Origin of the sequence: Sphingomonas sp. 37zxx (genome assembly GCF_000786205.1) — a bacterium.
GTDB lineage: Bacteria > Pseudomonadota > Alphaproteobacteria > Sphingomonadales > Sphingomonadaceae > Sphingomonas.
In genome coordinates, this window is the sequence record NZ_JROH01000001.1 from 59,732 (window position 1) to 77,807 (window position 18,076).

Annotated in this window: 21 protein-coding genes; 11 read left to right on the forward strand and 10 right to left on the reverse strand. The window is 66.3% G+C overall.

Annotation, left to right across the window (positions count from 1 at the left end):
• Positions 1–59: 59 nt before the first annotated feature.
• From ribH to gltX, 7 genes are all read right to left on the reverse strand, one after another.
• Positions 60–479, reverse strand: a complete 420-nt coding sequence (gene ribH / locus QU44_RS00280; protein ID WP_033919377.1) for a 6,7-dimethyl-8-ribityllumazine synthase — start codon at positions 477–479, stop codon at positions 60–62.
• Positions 479–1,621 carry a 3,4-dihydroxy-2-butanone-4-phosphate synthase gene (ribB, locus tag QU44_RS00285; protein ID WP_033919378.1) on the reverse strand — a complete coding sequence of 381 codons (1,143 nt, stop codon included), beginning with the start codon at positions 1,619–1,621 and terminating at the stop codon, positions 479–481. The genes ribH and ribB overlap by 1 nt, the downstream gene beginning before the upstream one ends.
• Positions 1,608–2,231 carry a riboflavin synthase gene (locus QU44_RS00290; RefSeq protein WP_033919380.1) on the reverse strand — a complete coding sequence of 208 codons (624 nt, stop codon included), beginning with the start codon at positions 2,229–2,231 and terminating at the stop codon, positions 1,608–1,610. The genes ribB and QU44_RS00290 overlap by 14 nt, the downstream gene beginning before the upstream one ends.
• Position 2,232: 1 nt before the next feature.
• Positions 2,233–3,180 carry a bifunctional diaminohydroxyphosphoribosylaminopyrimidine deaminase/5-amino-6-(5-phosphoribosylamino)uracil reductase RibD gene (gene ribD / locus QU44_RS00295; protein WP_033919382.1) on the reverse strand — a complete coding sequence of 316 codons (948 nt, stop codon included), beginning with the start codon at positions 3,178–3,180 and terminating at the stop codon, positions 2,233–2,235.
• A 17-nt stretch (positions 3,181–3,197) separates the two neighbouring features.
• Positions 3,198–3,545, reverse strand: a complete 348-nt coding sequence (locus QU44_RS00300) for a hypothetical protein (RefSeq protein WP_033919560.1) — start codon at positions 3,543–3,545, stop codon at positions 3,198–3,200.
• A gap of 71 nt (positions 3,546–3,616) precedes the next feature.
• Complete coding sequence (locus QU44_RS00305; protein ID WP_033919383.1) at positions 3,617–4,297, reverse strand: energy transducer TonB; 681 nt, start codon at positions 4,295–4,297, stop codon at positions 3,617–3,619.
• Positions 4,298–4,377: 80 nt separating this feature from the next.
• Complete coding sequence (gltX, locus tag QU44_RS00310; protein WP_231621549.1) at positions 4,378–5,739, reverse strand: glutamate--tRNA ligase; 1,362 nt, start codon at positions 5,737–5,739, stop codon at positions 4,378–4,380.
• A 112-nt stretch (positions 5,740–5,851) separates the two neighbouring features.
• On the opposite strand from gltX, the gene QU44_RS00315 reads away from it, so the two are divergent.
• From QU44_RS00315 to pal, 7 genes are all read left to right on the forward strand, one after another.
• Entirely contained in the window at positions 5,852–6,787 is a 936-nt protein-coding gene (locus QU44_RS00315; protein WP_033919562.1) for a ribose-phosphate pyrophosphokinase, read from the forward strand.
• Between the two features lie 144 nt (positions 6,788–6,931).
• The gene (gene ybgC / locus QU44_RS00320; protein WP_033919384.1) at positions 6,932–7,387 is read left to right on the forward strand and encodes a tol-pal system-associated acyl-CoA thioesterase; all 456 of its coding nucleotides are present in this window, start codon (positions 6,932–6,934) and stop codon (positions 7,385–7,387) included.
• The gene (tolQ, locus tag QU44_RS00325) at positions 7,388–8,080 is read left to right on the forward strand and encodes a protein TolQ (RefSeq protein ID WP_033919385.1); all 693 of its coding nucleotides are present in this window, start codon (positions 7,388–7,390) and stop codon (positions 8,078–8,080) included.
• 103 nt (positions 8,081–8,183) lie between these two features.
• Entirely contained in the window at positions 8,184–8,621 is a 438-nt protein-coding gene (gene tolR / locus QU44_RS00330; protein WP_033919386.1) for a protein TolR, read from the forward strand.
• 16 nt (positions 8,622–8,637) lie between these two features.
• The gene (locus tag QU44_RS00335) at positions 8,638–9,576 is read left to right on the forward strand and encodes a hypothetical protein (protein ID WP_033919387.1); all 939 of its coding nucleotides are present in this window, start codon (positions 8,638–8,640) and stop codon (positions 9,574–9,576) included.
• Positions 9,577–9,614: 38 nt separating this feature from the next.
• Positions 9,615–10,952 (forward strand): Tol-Pal system beta propeller repeat protein TolB, encoded by a 1,338-nt coding sequence (tolB, locus tag QU44_RS00340; RefSeq protein ID WP_052134177.1) that lies wholly within the window; start codon positions 9,615–9,617, stop codon positions 10,950–10,952.
• 54 nt (positions 10,953–11,006) lie between these two features.
• Positions 11,007–11,534, forward strand: coding sequence for a peptidoglycan-associated lipoprotein Pal (pal, locus tag QU44_RS00345; RefSeq protein ID WP_033919389.1), 528 nt, complete (start codon positions 11,007–11,009; stop codon positions 11,532–11,534).
• 153 nt (positions 11,535–11,687) lie between these two features.
• Here pal and QU44_RS00350 read toward each other — a convergent pair whose 3' ends face one another.
• From QU44_RS00350 to QU44_RS00360, 3 genes are all read right to left on the reverse strand, one after another.
• On the reverse strand, positions 11,688–12,569 hold the full coding sequence (locus QU44_RS00350; RefSeq protein ID WP_052134178.1) for a S1/P1 nuclease: 882 nt from the start codon (positions 12,567–12,569) through the stop codon (positions 11,688–11,690).
• 71 nt (positions 12,570–12,640) lie between these two features.
• Positions 12,641–13,591: an isoaspartyl peptidase/L-asparaginase family protein gene (locus tag QU44_RS00355; protein WP_052134179.1), complete on the reverse strand. Its 951-nt coding sequence runs from the start codon at positions 13,589–13,591 to the stop codon at positions 12,641–12,643.
• An 86-nt stretch (positions 13,592–13,677) separates the two neighbouring features.
• Complete coding sequence (locus tag QU44_RS00360) at positions 13,678–14,943, reverse strand: NupC/NupG family nucleoside CNT transporter (RefSeq protein WP_033919390.1); 1,266 nt, start codon at positions 14,941–14,943, stop codon at positions 13,678–13,680.
• A gap of 157 nt (positions 14,944–15,100) precedes the next feature.
• Here QU44_RS00360 and QU44_RS00365 point away from each other — a divergent pair, with 157 nt between their 5' ends.
• The 4 genes from QU44_RS00365 (at position 15,101) to folD (ending at position 18,075) form a co-directional block, all read left to right on the forward strand.
• Positions 15,101–15,769: a queuosine precursor transporter gene (locus QU44_RS00365; RefSeq protein ID WP_033919391.1), complete on the forward strand. Its 669-nt coding sequence runs from the start codon at positions 15,101–15,103 to the stop codon at positions 15,767–15,769.
• A 59-nt stretch (positions 15,770–15,828) separates the two neighbouring features.
• A complete protein-coding gene (gene argB / locus QU44_RS00370) occupies positions 15,829–16,728 on the forward strand; it encodes an acetylglutamate kinase (RefSeq protein ID WP_033919392.1) in 900 nt (299 codons plus the stop codon).
• Positions 16,729–16,830: 102 nt separating this feature from the next.
• The gene (locus QU44_RS00375) at positions 16,831–17,136 is read left to right on the forward strand and encodes a YggT family protein (RefSeq protein WP_331377401.1); all 306 of its coding nucleotides are present in this window, start codon (positions 16,831–16,833) and stop codon (positions 17,134–17,136) included.
• Positions 17,137–17,199: 63 nt separating this feature from the next.
• Entirely contained in the window at positions 17,200–18,075 is an 876-nt protein-coding gene (gene folD, locus QU44_RS00380; RefSeq protein WP_033919393.1) for a bifunctional methylenetetrahydrofolate dehydrogenase/methenyltetrahydrofolate cyclohydrolase FolD, read from the forward strand.
• The last annotated feature ends 1 nt before the right edge of the window (position 18,076 follow it).

Consider the following 18,076-nt stretch of genomic DNA (forward strand, 5'->3'; position numbering starts at 1 on the left):
GATGCTGCCACCGGATCGATACCCGCAGCGATCGCCGCCCAGAGAAACCGCGCGCCGGCTCAGCCGAAGCGTTCCTTCAGCGCCAGCATCGCCAGCGCCGCCTTTGCCGCTTCGCCGCCCTGGTCCTTTTGCTTAGGATCGGCGCGGACCAGCGCCTGCGCTTCGTTCTCGACGGTCAGGATGCCATTGCCGATCGCGAGGCCATCCATTGCCAGCGCCATCAGCCCGCGCGCGCTTTCGCCAGCGACGATCTCGAAATGATAGGTTTCACCGCGGATCACGACGCCCAGGGCAACGAAGGCATCGTATAAATTGCTCTGGTCGGCCAGTGCCAGCGCGCCGGGAATTTCGAGCGCGCCGGGGACGGTGACGGTTTCGTGGGTGTGACCCGCCGCCTCGATCGCGGCGCGTGCGCCCTTGAGCAGCATGTCGTTCAACTGCGCGTAAAATCGCGCCTCGACGATCAAAACCTTGGCCATCAAATTTCTCCGTTCACGTCGATTGCGCGTTCGCCGACGATCGACAGGCCATAGCCGTCGAGTCCGACCAAGGTGTGGTGAGTGTTGGTGAGCAGCACCATGTCGCGCACTCCCAATTCAGTGAGGATCGTCGCGCCGACGCCATAATCGCGCAGTTCGTCCATGTCCTTGGGCGCGAGCGTGCCGGTGCGCGCCTGCAGCGCCATCGTATAGGCGTCGAGCCGGGTGGGATTGATCACCACGACGACGCCAGCGCCCTCTTCGCCGATGATTTCCATCGACCGCTGCAGCAATTTGCCGCGCGGCCCCGCCTCGCCGAAAATGTCGCCGAACGGGGTGAGCGCGTGCATCCGCACCAGCACCGGCTTGGCCGGGTCGATCTCGCCCTTCACCAGTGCGACCTGTTCGGTGCCCGCCGCCTTGTTCCAGAAGGTCATGACCGTCCAGTCGCCGCCCCATGCGCTGGCGAAGCGCGCCTCGGCACGCTTTTCGACCAGATGGTCATAACGGCGGCGATAGGCGATCAGGTCGCGGATCGTGCCGATCTTGAGGTTGTGGAACTGCGCGAAGGTGACGAGGTCGTCCATCCGCGCCATTTCGCCATCGTCCTTCATGATCTCGCAGATCACGCCCGATGGATTGAGCCCGGCCAGCCGCGCGACATCGACCGCCGCTTCGGTATGCCCTGCGCGCACCAGCACGCCGCCGTCGCGCGCGACCAGCGGGAAGACATGCCCCGGCGTCACGATCTCGTCGCGCCCCTTTGACGCATCGACCGCGACCGCGATCGTTCGCGCGCGATCGGCCGCCGAAATGCCGGTGGTCACGCCGTCGCGCGCCTCGATAGACACGGTGAAGGCGGTTTCATGGCGCGTGCCGTTGTTGCGCGCCATCAGGTCGAGGCCCAATTGCTGGGTCCGCTCCTTGGTCATCGCCAGGCAGATCAGCCCGCGACCATAGCGCGCCATGAAGTTGATCGCGTCGGGGGTCGCCATCTGCGCGGGGATCACCAGATCGCCCTCATTTTCGCGATCCTCGTCATCGACCAGGATGAACATCCGGCCGTTGCGCGCTTCGTCGATGATCTCTTCGGGGGTCGAGAGGAATGCGTGGCGCAGTTGCGCCAGTTCAGGCCTTGCCACGTACTTGCTCCATGCGTTGCAGATAACGGGCGAGCACGTCGATCTCGAGATTGACCGACTGTCCCTGCGCCAGATCGGCGAAGGTGGTGACGCCCCAGGTATGCGGAATGATGTTGAGGCCGAAGCGGACGCCGCCTGCGACATCCTCGACCGAATTGACCGTGAGCGACACGCCGTCGACGGTGATCGATCCCTTGGCCGCGACATAGGGCGCGATTTCGGTGCCGGCGTGGATCGTCACGCGGTGCGATCCGCCCTCGGGCACCACCGACACGACTTCGCCCAGCCCATCGACATGGCCGGTGACGATATGCCCGCCCAGTTCATCGCCAAGCCGCAGCGCGCGTTCGAGGTTCAGCCGGCGGCCCGCCTGCCACATCGCGGCGGCGGTGCGCGATACCGTCTCGCCCGACACGTCGAACGCCAGCCAGCCGCTGCCCGATTCGTGAACCCCCTTGTCGACGACCGTGAGGCAAACGCCCGAACAGGCAACCGACGCGCCCATGTCGATCGCGGCGGTGTCATAAGTGGTGGCGACGCGAACGCGCCGGTCGCCGCGATCGGCCACTTCTTCGATCCGCCCGACGTCGGTAATAATTCCGGTGAACATATCAGCTCCTCGCGCGCTCGTAGACTTCGAGCCGGTCGCTGCCAAGCGGCCGTTGGTCCAGCAGTCGCCAGCGGCGATGCGCCGGATCGACGATGTTCAAAAACAGGTCGCCCACCGCCTGCCTGCCGCCAAGCAGGATCGGCGCGCGATACAAAAGCAGCCGATCGACCAGATCGTCGCGCAGGAACGCCGCCGCGGTCTGCGCGCCGCCCTCGACCAGCAGGTGATCGACGCCCTCGATCTCGCGGATCGCCGCCGGGCCGCGCACCGCTTCCCAGCCCTTGGGGGCGTCCATCCGCGTCATCAGCAGCCGGCGCGGGCTGCGGCCCTCAAGCCCCGCCAGCCGCACGTCGAGGCGAGGTTGATCGGCATCGTAGGTGGCGCGCCCGACCAGGATCGCTTCGTGCCGGGTGCGTTCGATATGACCGTGCGCGCGCGCTGCCGGCCCGGTGATCCATTTGCTGGCCCCCGAATGCAGCGCGATGCAGCCGTCGAGCGACATCGCCAGCTTGAGCGTCACTTGTGGCCGACCGAGCGCCCGCCGGGTGAGGAAGCCCGCCATCGCGCGCCGCGCCTCGTGCGGCATGACGTCATCGGTCACCGCGATTCCGGCGGCGGCAAGCCGGGCATGGCCGGCGCCATCGGTGCGCGGATCGGGATCGCGCAGCGCGGTCACCACGCGGGCGATGCCCGCCGCGACCACCAGATCGCTGCACGCAGGCCCGCGCGCCGACACATGCGCGCAGGGCTCGAGCGTGGTGTACAGCGTCGCCCCCCCCGCCGCCGCGCCCGCCTGTTCCAGCGCCATCGCCTCGGCATGCGGGCGGCCGCCGGGCTGGGTCCAGCCGCGCCCGACCACCCGTCCGTCGCGCACGATCACGCAGCCGACATTGGGGTTGGGGGCGCTGAGCCCGCGCCCGCGCCCGGCGAGCACCAAAGCTGCCGCCATCCAGCGTGAATCGTCGGTCAGAGGCCCCAGCGCTCCATCGCGTCATCGACCTTCTTGAATTCGGCGCGGCGCTTTTCGACGCGCGCTTGGTAATCGGCGCGCTTCTTGTCGCGGATCACCTGGTCGATCTGTTGCTGTGCGATGATTTCGGCGTCGGTGCGCGACTGCGCCCAACTCTCGAAATAGATGATCTCGCGCTTGATCGGTCGGTCGAACTTCGAATCCTTCATGAAGACCAGCATCAGCGTGGTCGTGATCATGATCGACAGCAGCAGGAACCATAATTCATAGGGCTGCCGGTGCGACAGAAACAGGCGCAGGTCACGCAGCGCCCGAAATGGCGAAAAGCGGCGGAGATAGTTCACGCAACGCAACATAGGGTGGTCCGGCGCGCCAGACCACCCCGGCAATCGGCCCGGCAATCGGCTCTTGGCGCTCAGCCGCCTGACAGCTCGAAACGCAGGCTCATCGTCTTCCAGCTTTCCACCGGCACCCCGCCGCGTGTCGCCGGTTTGAACCGCCAGCGCGCCAATGCGTGCCGCCGGGTTGCATCGAACAGCCCCGGTGAGACCGCGCTGACCTGTTCGACCGCCTGGACTCGCCCGTCGATGCCGATCAGCACGCGCACCACCACGCGGCCTTCGCGCTCGGCGCGGCGTTCGGCGGCGGGATATTCGGGCTGGAAGGCGTTGGCGAAGCGCGGGTCGATCTCGGCCCCGATCAGTGCGGGGGGCGCGGGTTCAGCTGGCACCGATCCGCTGCCGCTGCCCGTAACTGCCCCGCCCGGTGGCAGCGCTAGCGGCTGTATCGGCTGCAGGATCGTCGTCGACCCGAAGTTAGAGTTAGGCACCGGCAAATTGACGATCGGCGTCGGTTTGAACGGCAGCGGTGCCGGTGCGGGCTGCACCCGATCGACGCGCGGCTGCTCGATCGGTTCGGGGGGCGGTGGCGGATCGAGCGGGATGTGTATGATCGTCAAAGGGCCGTCGGGCCGAATGGTCGTCGGAACCACGCCGGTGGTCATTAACAGCGCAAGCAGCCCGGCATTGACCGCGACCGCCGCGCCCAAGCCGACCGATTTTCCCTTGCCGCCGCTGTCATAGCGTTGTGCGTACATGGCTTTCTCCTACCCGCCGCAATGGCCGGTATAAGATGTTACATCATATCTTTCGCGCGTGATCGAATCATTTCATTCTGCTACCCACCGGCAGCCTCTAGCCGTCGAATCGCCTCGTCGCGGGCGATCAGCGGCAACAGCGTTGCCATGTCGGGGCCGTGTGGCTGGCCGGTCAGCGCGAGCCGAAGCGGGAGGAACAGGGCGCGGCCCTTGCGCGCGGTGGCATCCTTCAGCGCGCCGGTCAGCGCGTGCCAGGGATCGCTGGTCCAATCGATGCCCGCCGCCAGCGTTGCCGCCTCGCGCAGATAGCCGCGATCCTCATCCGCAATCGAAGCCGCCGCGATCGGCCCCTCGATCACCTGCCACCAATCGGCGGCGTGGGTCACTTTGGTCAGATTGGGCCGAACCGCCTGCCACGCAGGCTGTGCCATGCCCTGGGGCAGGCGTTCGCGCACTGCTTCATAATCGAGCTGGTGGACGATCTTGGCGTTGAGCCCCGCCAGTTCCTCTTCGTCGAATCGCGCCGGCGCGCGCCCGAAGCGGCTGAAGTCGAACGCCTCGACCAGCGGCGCGGGATCGACGAAAGGCTCGACCGGATCGCTGGTGCCGATCCGCGCGAGCAGCGCGACGATCGTCTGCGGCTCGATCCCCGCTTCCCGGAAATGCTCGACGCCAAGCGATCCGAGCCGCTTCGACAATTTGCCCTCTGCCCCGGTGAGCAGCGCGGCATGGGCGAAGGTGGGCGGCGCTGCGCCCAGCGCCTCGAACATCTGCACCTGGACCGCAGTGTTCGACACATGATCCTCACCGCGCACCACATCGGTGACGCCCATGTCGATGTCGTCGATGACGCTGGGCAGCAGATATAGCCAACTGCCATCGGCGCGGCGCACCACCGGATCGCTCATCGTCGCCGGATCGAAGCGCTGGTGTCCGCGAATCCGGTCGTCCCATTCGATCGCCGCGCCGTGATCGAGGCGGAAGCGCCAGTGCGGGGCGACGCCCTGCTCGGCAAAACGGTCGTGATCGGCCTGTGTCAGCTTCAGCGCGGCGCGGTCATATACCGGGGGCAGGCCGCGCCCCAGCAGCACCTTGCGCCGCAGATCGAGTTCGGCGGGGGTTTCGTAGCAGGCATATACCCGTCCGCTGGCACGCAGCGCCTCGAACCGCGCCTCATACGCTGCCAAATGCGCCGATTGCCGTGCTTCACCATCGGGCGCCAGCCCCAGCCAGCTAAGATCGGCGCGAATCGCCTCGACAAAGCGCTCCTCCGATCGCGCGGGATCGGTGTCGTCGATCCGCAGCAGGAAGCGCCCCCCTTGCCGCCGCGCCCACAGCCAGCACAGGATCGCGGTACGCAGATTGCCGACATGCAGATTGCCGGTCGGGCTGGGGGCAAAGCGGGTGACGGTGATGGCCGATGCGGGGATGGGTGCGCTCATGCGTGCCGTCCTAGTCCGATCGGCGGGCCGAATGAAGCCCGGCGCCGCGCGCCCCTTTTCACCTGTGATGCTTGCGACTAGGACGGCCACCGAGCGCAAGGGAGACGATCTGGTGAAGTTACTGGCGGGAAATTCGAACCTTCCCTTGGCAAAGGCGATCGCCGCCTATCTCGAAACCCCGCTGACCGAGGCGATGGTGCGGCGCTTTGCCGACGAGGAAATCTTTGTCGAGATCATGGAGAATGTGCGCGGCGAGGACGTGTTCGTGCTCCAGTCGACGTCGTTCCCGGTCAACGACAATCTGATGGAAATGTTGATCATGATCGATGCGCTCAAGCGCGCATCGGCCAAGCGGATCACCGCCGTCGTCCCCTATTTCGGCTATGCCCGCCAGGACCGGAAGCCCGGCCCGCGCACGCCGATCTCGGCCAAATTGGTCGCCAATCTCATCACCAAAGCGGGCGCCGATCGCGTGCTGTCGGTCGATCTTCATGCCGGGCAGATCCAGGGTTTTTTCGATATTCCCACCGACAATCTTTATGGCGCGCCGGTGATGTCGGCCGACATCAAGACTCGCTTCGGCGACCGCAACCTGATGGTGGTATCGCCCGATGTCGGCGGCGTGGTGCGCGCGCGGGCGCTCGCCAAGCGGCTGGACAATGCGCCGCTGTCGATCGTCGACAAGCGCCGCGAGCGCCCCGGCGAATCCGAAGTGATGAACATCATTGGCGATGTCGAGGGGCGCTTTTGCATCCTGATCGACGATATCGTCGATTCGGCGGGTACCTTGTGCAACGCGGCGGCTGCGCTGAAGGCGGCAGGGGCCGAGGGCGTCGTTGCCTATTGCACCCATGGCGTATTGTCGGGCGGCGCGGTGGCGCGGGTCGAGAATTCGGCGCTCGAGGAACTGGTCATCACCGATTCGATCGGCAACCACGAAGTGATCCAGGACGCCCGCCGAATCCGCCATCTGACCATTGCGCCGCTACTGGCCGAAGCGGTCAAGCGGATCGCCGAGGAAGCATCAGTTTCTAGCCTGTTCGACTAGCCGCGCGCGCCAGGGGGAGCGCTCGCGACCAGTGGTTGCGCTAACGCGACGAGGCCATGGCCGCTCGCACATTGCGGCTTCCCTTGCCGCCCCATGCGCCGCACAAGCTTTGACCCGTCCTCAAGCCTTGGTTAATGCGCGCATATGATGCCGGATACCCCGCAATCGGGCCGCTTCGTGAGCGGTGAGCATCGCTTTGCGGTGCGGGTGTATTTCGAGGATACCGACCTGTCGGGGGTCGTCTATCACGCCAATTATCTGCGCTATATGGAACGCGCGCGATCGGACATGCTGCGCGTCGCTGGGATCGACCAGCGCGCGGCGCATGAAGCCAGCGAAGGGGCGTATGCGGTGCGTGACCTGCGGATTCGCTATGTTGCGCCCGCGCGGCTCGACGATGCGTTGTTGGTGATCACCACGATCGAACGAATTCGCGCCGCATCGGTCGATATTCATCAACGAGTCATGCGCGATGGGCTGCTGTTGGCCGATGCGCAGGTAGAGGCGGCATTCGTCGCGCCATCAGGGCGTGCGAGACGCCAGCCGGCGAAGTGGCTAGAGGCGTTCGACACCGTGTTGCAAAAGGGAAAGCCGAGCTAGATGGAAGCAATCGTGAACGCCGACGCTGCGACCCTGTCCCCGCTGGCGCTGTTCCTTACCGCCGACTGGGTGGTGAAGGGCGTGATGCTTGGGCTGTTGCTGGCCAGCATCTGGACCTGGGCGATCATCATCAGCTTCCGCCGTAAGATCGGCCGCGCGCGCAAGGCGATCGACCAGTTTGAAGGTGATTATCGCCGCGCCGAGGATGTCGATGCGTTTCATCGCAGCCATGCCGAAAGCGACATGGCGATCGCGCGCGTATTTTCCGCCGGGGTCGCCGAATGGCGGCGATCGACCGCCGGCAAGGCGATTGACCGCGAGGGGACGCGTGAGCGACTGGGAACCGCGATGGGCGCTGCGGTGGCGAGCGAGATCGACCGCATGTCCGACAGGCTGAACGTGCTGGCGACGATCGGATCGGTCGCGCCGTTCGTCGGGCTGTTCGGCACCGTGTGGGGGATCATGCGAAGCTTCACCGCGATCGCGCAGGCGCAGAATTCGTCGCTGGCGGTGGTCGCGCCGGGCATCGCTGAGGCATTGTTCGCGACCGCGATCGGCCTGTTCGCGGCGATCCCCGCGGTGATCGCGTACAATCGCTTCAGCCACGGCATCAACAAGATCGAGGCGCGGCTGAACCGTTTCGCGGATGGCTTCCACGCAACGCTGAGCCGGCAGTTGGAGCTTGGGGCGTGAGCGGCGACTTTCTGTCCTCCTCCCGCTCGCGGGAGGGGCTGTCGCCCTGTCCTGGACAAGCCCTCCCCCGCCCCCTCCCGCAAGCGGGAGGGGGGAAGAAGTAATGGCGATGAATCTCCCTTCGTCGCGCGGCAAGGGTCGGCGCGCGCCGATGGCCGACATCAACGTCACGCCGCTGGTTGACGTGATGCTGGTGCTGCTGATCATCTTCATGGTCACCGCGCCGCTGCTCACCACCGGGGTGCCGGTGAACCTGCCCGATAGCCGCGCCAAGGCACTCGATCAGGAACAGGAGCCGGTGCAGATCTCGCTCGATGGCGAGGGCAAGATCTTCGTCAACGACAATGAGGTCAGCGAATCGATCCTGCCCGACGTGCTGGCCGAGATCGCGGCGGCGGGCGAGGCTGAGAATCCGCGCCAGGTGTTTCTGCGCGCCGATCGCGCGCTCGATTACGGCGAAGTCATGCGGGTGATGGGCGAACTCAACCGCGCCGGGCTCAACCGCGTTGCACTGGTGACCGTGGGGTCAGAGGCACGTTGAGCCGGGGCCGCGCCTGATGGATCGTGCTGAAAAAGCCGGGCTGGGCGTTGCCGCTGTCGGCCATGTCGTGCTGTTCGGGCTGTTGTCGGTCGGCTTCCTGGCGACCCCCAATCCCGAAAGCCTGGTGTCGACCCCGGTTGAGGTGAGCCTGGTCGACGAGGTGGGGCTGGTCGCCGAATCGCCGACGATCGAAGCGCCGTCGCCTTCGGTCGCGCCCGAGGAGGGGCCACCCGAGGACGCGGCACCGCCCGCGCCCGCCGAGGCCGAGCCTGAACCGGCGCCCGCGCCACAACCGGCACCCCCTGAACCCGCCGCTGCACCGCGCCCCAAGCCTGCCGCCAAGCCTGCTCCCAAAGCTGCGCCCAAGCCGCCCACGCCAGCGCAAGTGCGGCCGACCAAGGCCAAGCCAGCGCCGCAACCGGCGGCCAAGGCAACGCCCAAGGCTGCGCCCAAAACCGCTGCGGCAAAGCCTGCACCCAAGGCTGCGGCCAAGGGAAGCGGCAGCGATGCTGCGGCCAAGACGGCGCGTCCGCGTGGGTCACGGCTGGGGGATGATTTCCTCAAAGGGCTGAGCGCCGATGATACGCCGCGCAAGGCGAGCAACGCAGCGCCGGCACAGCGCATCGGCGCGGCGCAGGTCGCCAACATCGCCTCGGCGATCCTGCGTCAGGTTCAGCCCTGCGCGAACCGCCAGGTGACGCCGGGGCCGGGAGCCGAGCGAATTCGGGTCACGATCCGGCTTCAGCTTGCCCAGGACGGGTCGCTTCGCGCACGCCCTACCGTCACCGATCGTGACGGCGTGGACGATGGTAACCGCCGTTATGTCGACCGGGTCGACGATCTGGCGATTGCCACCTTTGTCGGGTGCGCGCCGCTTCGCGGCTTGCCCGCCGATCTTTATGCTGCACCCGGCGGCTGGCGCGATTTCAAGCTGCGCTACAAGCTGCCCGGTTGAGGAGAAAAGTTATGCGTTTGGAATCAGCACGAACGGTGATGGGGGCGATCGCGCTGACCATCGCACTCCCCGCCGCGGCGCAGGAGATCGCCCCGCCGCCCGCCGCTGCGCAGCAAGGCGAGGAACTCGTCGTCGACGTGACCGGCGGTATCTCCGCGCCGATGCCGATCGCGATCCCGTTTTTTCCGACGCCGGCAGTCACCAGCACCGCTGCGGGATCGACCGATTCGCTCGGGCGGCAATTGGCTGAGATCATCGCCACCGATCTTCGCAATTCGGGCCTGTTCACGCCGGTCGCGCCCGCGCAGCTTCGCACCGTCGCGTTTCCCGAAGTCACCGCGCCCGCCTATGATTATTGGAACGGCACCGGCGCGCAGGCGCTGGTGCAGGGGTTTATCCGTGCCAATAATGATGGGACGCTGACGGTGGGCTGCTATCTGTACGACGCGCTCAGCCGCGCCGAGCTGTCGCGGCAGGGTTTTGTCGTGCCGCCGGCTGATTGGCGGCGCGCGGCGCATAAATGTGCCGACACCGTCTATACGCGGCTGACCGGCGAGGGGCCGTATTTCGATACCCGCGTGGTCTATGTCTCCGAAACCGGCCCCAAGAACCGCCGGATCAAGCGGCTGGCGATCATGGACCAGGATGGCGCGAACCACCGCTTCCTCACCAACGGCCAGTCGATCGTGCTGACGCCGCGCTTTGCGCCCAACCAGCAGTCGATCGTGTATATGAGTTATGCCGACGATAAGCCGACCATCTATGTCTATGATCTGGGCAGTGGTCGTCAGCGGCGCGTGGTTTCGGGGGCCAGCCTGGCCTTTGCGCCGCGCTTTTCGCCCGATGGCCGCAACATCCTGTTTTCGATGGCGCAGAACGGCAATACCGATCTGTATCGCGTGTCGGCATCGGGCGGCACGCCGCAGCGGCTGACCAATTCGCCGGGCATCGACACCGGCGGCAGCTATTCCCCCGACGGGAGCCGCATCGTCTTCGAAAGCGATCGCGGCGGCACCCAGCAGCTCTATGTGATGGATGCCGATGGATCGAATCAGCGGCGGATCAGCTTCGGCAACGGGCGCTATGGCACCCCCGCCTGGAGCCCGCGCGGTGACCTGATCGCGTTCACGCGGATCGCGGGCGGGTTCAAGATCGGCATCATGAACCCATCGGGCGGCGGCGAGAAAATCCTCACCGATGCCTGGGGCGACGAAGGGCCGAGCTGGGCACCCAATGGCCGCGTCATCACCTATCTGCGCTCGGGCCGGGGATCGGGGGCGCAAGTGTGGTCGGTCGACCTGACCGGCGTCAACGCACGCCGTATCCCCACCCCGCTCGACGGATCGGACCCCAGCTGGGGGCCGGTCCGGCCTTGACGCCGGAACCATACGGCCCCGTAACGATTTGAACTTTTAAGAGGAGACGATGACATGGCGACGAATAAGACGAGCGTTCTCATCCTGGGTGCGGCGCTGTTGGCGACAGCCGGTTGCGCCAAGAAGCGTCCTGAAGTGCTGCCGCCTGCCCCGGGCGAGACCGTTGCGCCGGTGACGCCGGGCACCGGCATGAACGACGGCAATGTCGGCACCGGCACAGTGCCCGGATCGGCCGAAGATTTCCGCCGCTCGGTTCAGAGCGATACGGTCAATTTCGACCTCGACAGCTATGACATCGATCCGCGCGCGCGTTCGATTCTGGATGGGCAGTCGACGTGGCTGGCGCAATATCCCAATGCCCGGATCACGATCGAAGGGCATTGCGACGAGCGCGGCACGCGCGAATATAACCTTGCGCTGGGCGATCGGCGCGCCAATTCGGCCAAGAACTATCTGGTCGCGCGCGGTATTTCGGCCGATCGGATCACGACGATCAGCTATGGCAAGGAACGCCCGCTGGGCGGTTCGGGCGAAGACGCCTGGGCGCTCGATCGTCGCGCGGTCACCGTGGTGGTGAGCTGAGTGCAGTCCCCCTCCCGCTGGCGGGAGGGGGCTGTTCTACCTTCCCTTCGTCATTCCCGCGAAGGCGGCAATCCATAACCACCGCACTGGCGTATGGATTCCCGCCTTCGCGGGAATGACGAAGAAAATGCATCAGAATCCCGTCATCATGCCCTATCGCCGCCGCTCGGGCGTGAACGCCTTTGCCGGATCGAGCGCTTCGTCGAGCAGCCGCGCCAGTCGCAGCCCGGCGCGCTCGACCTGCAACCGCGCGGGGGCGATCGCCTGTTCGATCGCGGCGTTGGTCAGCGTCACCCGCCCCTGCGGCTTGGGGCCGCAAGGATCGCCGCCCAGCGCCAGCGCATAGGCGACGTCACGGCTGACGCCCCAGGCTTCGCGGCTCCAATCCTCGGTCGTGCCACCGGCGATGCTTGCGCGTTCCTGCGCCGAATAGACCCGCTCGAGCGAGGGGGGCGTCGTCAACGCGCGCTCGGCGAGTTCGCCGTCCCACACCGAATGCAGGTTGAGCCGTTCGCTGACATAGTCGCCATAGCTCGATTTGACGTCGTTGCCGCCGCGATCGGCGCGGTCGCCGGCGTGCAGCGGCATATGCAAATCGCCGACGAAGTGGATGAGATAGGCGAGCGCGGCCACTTTCTCGCTGGCTGGGATCGTCGTGTTCTGCAGCAGCTTCACCTGGCGATCGATTTGCGCCGACACGCAATTGCCGTTGGCGCAGGCGCTGCCCAGGTCGAAGGGCTTGCAGATATCGACATTCTGATAGTGCCAGGGGCCGGTGTAGCTGAACCGATCGCCCATCGCGCGGATGCAATCGGGCCAGACGCTGGCATCCTCGGGAGTCGCGGCGCGGCAGCTGGGGGTCTGCAACAGCGCGGTTTGCCGTAGCATCGCCGCTACTCGGGCGCGGGTCGCGGGGGTCGCGTTGGCAAGCGCAATCCGCGCGACCGCGCCGTGCGCGTAGCGGCCATAGGCCTGCGCCGGCGTGTGGAAGCCAAGCGCGAACAGCGCGGCGATCAGGGCGAGGGTGCGGAGCATGCCCCTGCGCTAGCTGCCGAATGTGACGAAGGGAATACCCGCCTCGTGCGGTTGCGCGCGCGAGGGCAGCCTTATTCGTCGCCGTAAATCGCGACGCTGCGCTTGCCCGCCGCGCTTGCCATGCCGCGATACATGCCCGGGGTGTTGAAGCTATATGCCATTTCACCGCTCGGCCCGGTGACGATCACCCCGCCGGTGCCGCCCAGCGCCAGCGTTTCGGCCATCACCACGTCGGCGGCGGCCTTCAGCGTCTCGCCCTTGAAGCGCACCCGCGCGCAGATTTCATGCGCCACGCCTTCTCGGATGAAGAATTCGCCCGCGCCGGTGGCGGAGATCGCGCAGGCGCGATCGTCGGCATAAGTGCCAGCCCCGATCAGCGGTGAATCGCCGATCCGGCCCCAGCGCTTGCCGGTGACGCCGCCGGTCGAGGTGGCGGCGGCGACATGCCCCTTGGCATCGCGCGCGACCGCGCCGACCGTCCCGTATTTCATGTCGATGTCGTAGGCGCTGGCACCCTGTGACTTGAGCTCGTCGAGCTGGCGGCGGCGCTCGTCGGTGGCGAACCATTCGGGGCCGGCCTGTTCGAGGTTCTGCTCGCGCGAAAAGCGGTTCGCGCCTTCGCCCGCGAGCATCACGTGCGGGCTGTTTTCCATTACCGCGCGGGCGAGGCCGATCGGGTTCTTGGTCGCGTTGATCCCGGCGACCGCACCCGCCTTGCGCGTGGTGCCCTCCATGATCGCGGCGTCGAGTTCGTTGGTGCCTTCATAGGTGAACACCGCGCCGCGCCCGGCGTTGAAGCTGGGATCATCCTCGAGCACGCGCACCGCCGCCTCGACCGCGTCGAGCGCGCTGCCGCCCGCCGCCAGCACCTTGGTCCCGGCATCGAGCGCGGCGTTCAGCCCGGCGCGCGCGGCGGCTTCGCGATCGGGGGTCATCCGCGCCCGTTCGATCACGCCAGCGCCGCCATGGATGACCAGGGTCCAGCCGGGATTGTCTTGCGCGGCGGCGGGGGTGGCGGTCATGGTCAGGGCTCCGATAGTAGCGATGATGGTGCGTGCGAAGGGCATGGGTGTTCCTTCTGCTCCCCTCCCGCTTGCGGGAGGGGGATTTATGGTAGGATCAGCCCTGCCAGCGCCGCCGACATCAGGTTCGCCAAACTGCCCGCGAGCAGTGCGCGGATGCCTAGCCGTGCGATCACCGGGCGCTGGTTGGGGGCAAGGCTGCCCGTCGCTGCCATCTGAATCGCGATCGAGCTGAAATTGGCGAAGCCGCATAGCGCGAAGGTGACGATCGCGGTGGTGCGCGTACTCAATTCGCCGCCCATCCGGCCGAGATCGATGAACGCGACGAATTCGTTGAGCACCAGCTTGGTGCCGAACAACCCGCCCGCGCGGCCCGCTTCGTCCCAGGGGATGTTGAGCAGGAACATGATCGGTTTGAAGAAGCTGCCGATCACCGCCTGGAAGCTGAGCGCGGGATAGCCGAACCAGCCGCCGACCGCACCGAGCAAGCCATTGGCCATCGCCACCAGCGCGACGAACGCCAGCACCATCGCGCCGACCGCGACCGCGATCTTGACGCCGATCTGCGCCCCCATCGCCGCTGCCATGATGACATTGGCGGCGCGTTCGTCCTCCTCGACCTTTTCGCCGACCGCGACCACCGCGTCGTCGGGCTCACCCGCCAGCGGCAATTCGGGCTCGACCGGATCGTCGGGCATGATGATCTTGGCCATCAGCAGGCCGCCAGGCGCTGCCATGAAGCTGGCGGCGAGCAGATAGGGCAATGCCGCCGGCCCGAGGAACGAGGCATAGGCGGCAAGGATCGTCCCCGCGACGCCCGCCATGCCGACCGACATCACCGCGAACAACTGGCTGGGGGTGAGCGCGGCCAGATAGGGCTTGATGACCAGCGGCGATTCGCTCTGGCCGACGAAGATGTTCGCCGCCGAACATAGCGATTCGACCTTCGACACGCCGGTCACCTTCTCGATCGCGCCGCCGACATAGCGGATCACGAACTGCATGATGCGCAGGTGATACAGCACCGAGACGAGGCTGGCGAAGAAGATGATCACCGGCAGCGCCGAGATCGCAAAGCTCGCGCCGCCCATGTCGGGGCGCGCCAGCGGGCCGAAGATGAAATCGGTGCCCGCCTGGGCATAGCCGAGCAAGGCGGTGACGCCCGCCGCCATCGTACCGATCATCGCGCGCCCGGCGGGGACATAGAGCACGAGAAAGGCGATCCCCGCCTGCAACGCAAACGCCGCCCCCACCACGCGAAGCCGGATCGCGCGGCGATTGGTCGACAGCAGGACGGCGAGCCCCAGAATGACCGCGATACCGGCCAGGCCGATCAGAAACCGTGTGAACAAAACCCTGTCGCTTCCCCAAGCGCGCCGCGCGAAGCGGCGAAGGTGAAAGGTCGCAGGTGGCACAGGACGCCGGGGGATGGAAGCGCGATGTGAGGATCGCCCGGCCGCGCGCCGGGAGAGGATTTGCTTGCCCCGCCTTTTCCTCTACGTCGCGGTGATGCACCCGACCCAACCCGCGATCCCGCGTTCGCTGTTCCTGTTTTCGATCTTTTACGGCGGCATGGTCTGCATCGCGGGCGTACTGGGCAACAAACAGGTGGCGCTGGGGCCGCTGGCGGTCGAGGCGGGGATTTTCGCGTTTCTGCTGCTGGTCGTCGTATCGAGCGCGATCGCCGAGCTGCACGGCGCGACGATCGCCAAGCATTTGGTGTGGTTCGGGTTTATCCCGCTGATCTTTTCGATCTTGCTGGTGCTGCTGGTGCTGCAGGTGCCCGCCTCGGCGAGCATGGAGCCCGAGCGGCTGGCGGCGTTCGAGCTGATGATGCGCGCGACCTGGCGGATCTGGATCGCCGGGATCATTGCTTATGGCGTGTCGCAGACGCTGAACGTCACCTTGTTCGATGCGATGCGGCGCGGGCCGAAAACAGCGGGCTGGGGTGGATTGTTGTGGCTTCGCGCAGCGGCAGCGAGCGTGCTGTCGCAGATCGTCGATACGCTGATCTTCATCTCGGTCGCCTTTTATGGCCTGTTCCCGATCGGCGAATTGCTGGTGGGGCAATTGCTGACCAAGGTGGTGCTGTCGATCGTGATGGTGCCGCCGCTGATCTATCTGTTTGTCGGGCTGGGGCGGCGGCTGGATGCGACGCGGGCGGCAGCCACCGCCTGATCGCTTGGTGCTGACGAACGGGGTTGGGGAAAAGCGCGTGTCGGATTAAGGCGCATCGCATGACCGACCACGCTCCAGACCCAGCAATGCTCGCCAAGGCCGAAACGCTCACCGAAGCCTTGCCCTATCTCCAGCGCTATGCCGGCGCGACTTTTGTCGTGAAATATGGCGGGCACGCGATGGGTGACCCCGAACTGGCGCGCGATTTCGCCGAGGATGTGGTGCTGCTCAAGGCGGTGGGGATCAACCCGATCGTCGTGCATGGCGGCGGGCCGCAGATCGGCGCGATGCTCAAGCGGTTGGGGGTCGAATCGCGCTTCGTCAACGGCCTGCGCGTCACCGACAAGGCAACCGCCGAGATCGCCGAAATGGTGCTGGCGGGCAGCATCAACAAGGAAATCGTCGGCTGGATCGCCGCCGCCGGGGGACGCGCGGTCGGCATTTCGGGCAAGGACGCCGGGCTGGTGATCGCCGAAAAGGTCAAGCGCACCGAACCCGATCGCAATTCGGGGATCGAGCGGCATGTCGACCTGGGTTTCGTCGGTGAACCGGTCGCGGTCGATCCTTCGATCCTGCAGATGCTGGCGGCGCAGAATGTGATCCCGGTGATCGCGCCGGTGGCATTGGGTGCCGATGGCGAGACCTATAATATCAACGCCGACACGATGGCGGGCGCGATCGCGGGCGCGATGGGGGCCAAGCGGTTTTTCCTGCTGACCGATGTTGCCGGGGTGCTCGACAAGGATCGTAACCTGCTGACCGACCTCAACCCGCAGCAGATCGCCGATCTGACCGCCGACGGGACGATTTCGGGCGGCATGATTCCCAAGGTCGAAACCTGCGTGAATGCGGTGGCGGCGGGCGTCGATGCGGCGGTGATCCTCGACGGGCGCGTGCCGCATGCGATGCTGCTCGAAATCTTCACGCGCGGTGGCGCGGGCACGTTGGTGCGGCGTTAGCGGCCAGCGCTGTTGCCGGGGGGCGGATTTCAGCGACACCTTGCCCCGCGCCGTCGAAACCCGATATGACGACCTACGTTGCACTGCGGAGAGCCAAGCTTGTTGATCCTGCTCGAAATCATCCAGATGCTGCTGACCATCGCGCGGTGGATCATCATCATCCACATCGTGCTGTCGCTGCTTATCGCGTTCAACGTCGTCAACACCGGCAGCGATTTCGTCCGGTCGGTCTGGAACGGGCTCGATGGGCTGACCGAGCCGGTGTATCGACCGATCCGGCGGGTATTGCCCGATTTCGGATCGCTCGACCTGTCGCCGATGGTGGTGCTGATCGGGCTCTCGATCATCGACATTATCGTCAACCGGCTTGCGCTCAACATCGCCACCGGCGGAGCCGCGCCACTGTAATCGTTACAGGGCCGGTTCGCTGGCGCTGGCGGTGCGCGCGGCTTGGCTGTATGCCGCCGATCCATGACCGCTATGATCATTGACGGCAAAGCCGCCGCCGCCGCCCTTCGCGCCCGTATCGGCGTCCTCGCCGAAGCCTTTGCCGCCGATGCGGGGCGAAAGCCCGGGCTGGCGGTGGTGCTGGTGGGGGAGGATCCCGCCTCCTCGGTCTATGTCCGCAACAAGGGCAAGGCGACGATCGGCGCCGGCATGGAAAGCTATGAGCATCGCCTGCCCGCCGACACGTCGCAGGCGGCGCTGATCGCGCTGGTCGATTCGCTGAACCATGACGACAAGGTGGATGGCATCCTGGTGCAATTGCCCTTGCCCGATCATCTCGATTCGCAGGCGGTGCTGACCCGGATCGACCCCGACAAGGATGTCGACGGCTTCCACCCGGTCAATGCCGGGCGGCTGGCAACCGGGCTGAACGGCTTTGTCCCCTGCACGCCCTATGGCTGCCTGTTGCTGCTGCGCGAGCAACTGGGGAATTTGTCGGGGCTGAACGCGGTGGTGATCGGTCGGTCGAATATCGTCGGCAAGCCGATGGCGGCGTTGCTGACCGCCGCCGATTGCACGGTGACGATCGCCCATTCGCGGACCCGCAATCTGGCTGGACATCTGGCGCATGCCGATATTGTCGTGGCCGCGGTCGGACGCGCGAAATTCGTGAAGGGTGAATGGATCAAGCCGGGGGCGACGGTGATCGATGTCGGCATCAACCGCACCGAAGACGGTCTGGTCGGCGATGTCGATTTCGAGGGGGCGGCTTCGGTCGCCAGCGCGATCACCCCGGTGCCCGGCGGCGTCGGGCCGATGACGATCGCCTGCCTGCTTCGCAACACGCTGGTCGCGGCGCATCGTCGCGCAGGGATCGTGCTCGACGCCGAGGCGATCTGAC

Excerpts from the sequence above, each read along its gene's own strand:
- folD (WP_033919393.1), top strand. The coding sequence starts at position 17,200 with ATGACCGCTATGATCATTGACGGCAAAGCCGCCGCCGCCGCCCTTCGC.
- QU44_RS00290 (WP_033919380.1), bottom strand. The coding sequence starts at position 2,231 with ATGTTCACCGGAATTATTACCGACGTCGGGCGGATCGAAGAAGTGGCC.
- QU44_RS00350 (WP_052134178.1), bottom strand. The coding sequence starts at position 12,569 with ATGCTCCGCACCCTCGCCCTGATCGCCGCGCTGTTCGCGCTTGGCTTC.
- ybgC (WP_033919384.1), top strand. The coding sequence starts at position 6,932 with ATGATGCCGGATACCCCGCAATCGGGCCGCTTCGTGAGCGGTGAGCAT.
- QU44_RS00355 (WP_052134179.1), bottom strand. The coding sequence starts at position 13,591 with ATGACCGCCACCCCCGCCGCCGCGCAAGACAATCCCGGCTGGACCCTG.
- tolQ (WP_033919385.1), top strand. The coding sequence starts at position 7,388 with ATGGAAGCAATCGTGAACGCCGACGCTGCGACCCTGTCCCCGCTGGCG.
- tolB (WP_052134177.1), top strand. The coding sequence starts at position 9,615 with ATGGGGGCGATCGCGCTGACCATCGCACTCCCCGCCGCGGCGCAGGAG.
- ribD (WP_033919382.1), bottom strand. The coding sequence starts at position 3,180 with ATGGCGGCAGCTTTGGTGCTCGCCGGGCGCGGGCGCGGGCTCAGCGCC.
- gltX (WP_231621549.1), bottom strand. The coding sequence starts at position 5,739 with ATGAGCGCACCCATCCCCGCATCGGCCATCACCGTCACCCGCTTTGCC.
- QU44_RS00365 (WP_033919391.1), top strand. The coding sequence starts at position 15,101 with ATGCACCCGACCCAACCCGCGATCCCGCGTTCGCTGTTCCTGTTTTCG.
- argB (WP_033919392.1), top strand. The coding sequence starts at position 15,829 with ATGACCGACCACGCTCCAGACCCAGCAATGCTCGCCAAGGCCGAAACG.
- QU44_RS00305 (WP_033919383.1), bottom strand. The coding sequence starts at position 4,297 with ATGTACGCACAACGCTATGACAGCGGCGGCAAGGGAAAATCGGTCGGC.
- ribH (WP_033919377.1), bottom strand. The coding sequence starts at position 479 with ATGGCCAAGGTTTTGATCGTCGAGGCGCGATTTTACGCGCAGTTGAAC.
- QU44_RS00335 (WP_033919387.1), top strand. The coding sequence starts at position 8,638 with ATGGATCGTGCTGAAAAAGCCGGGCTGGGCGTTGCCGCTGTCGGCCAT.
- pal (WP_033919389.1), top strand. The coding sequence starts at position 11,007 with ATGGCGACGAATAAGACGAGCGTTCTCATCCTGGGTGCGGCGCTGTTG.
- tolR (WP_033919386.1), top strand. The coding sequence starts at position 8,184 with ATGGCGATGAATCTCCCTTCGTCGCGCGGCAAGGGTCGGCGCGCGCCG.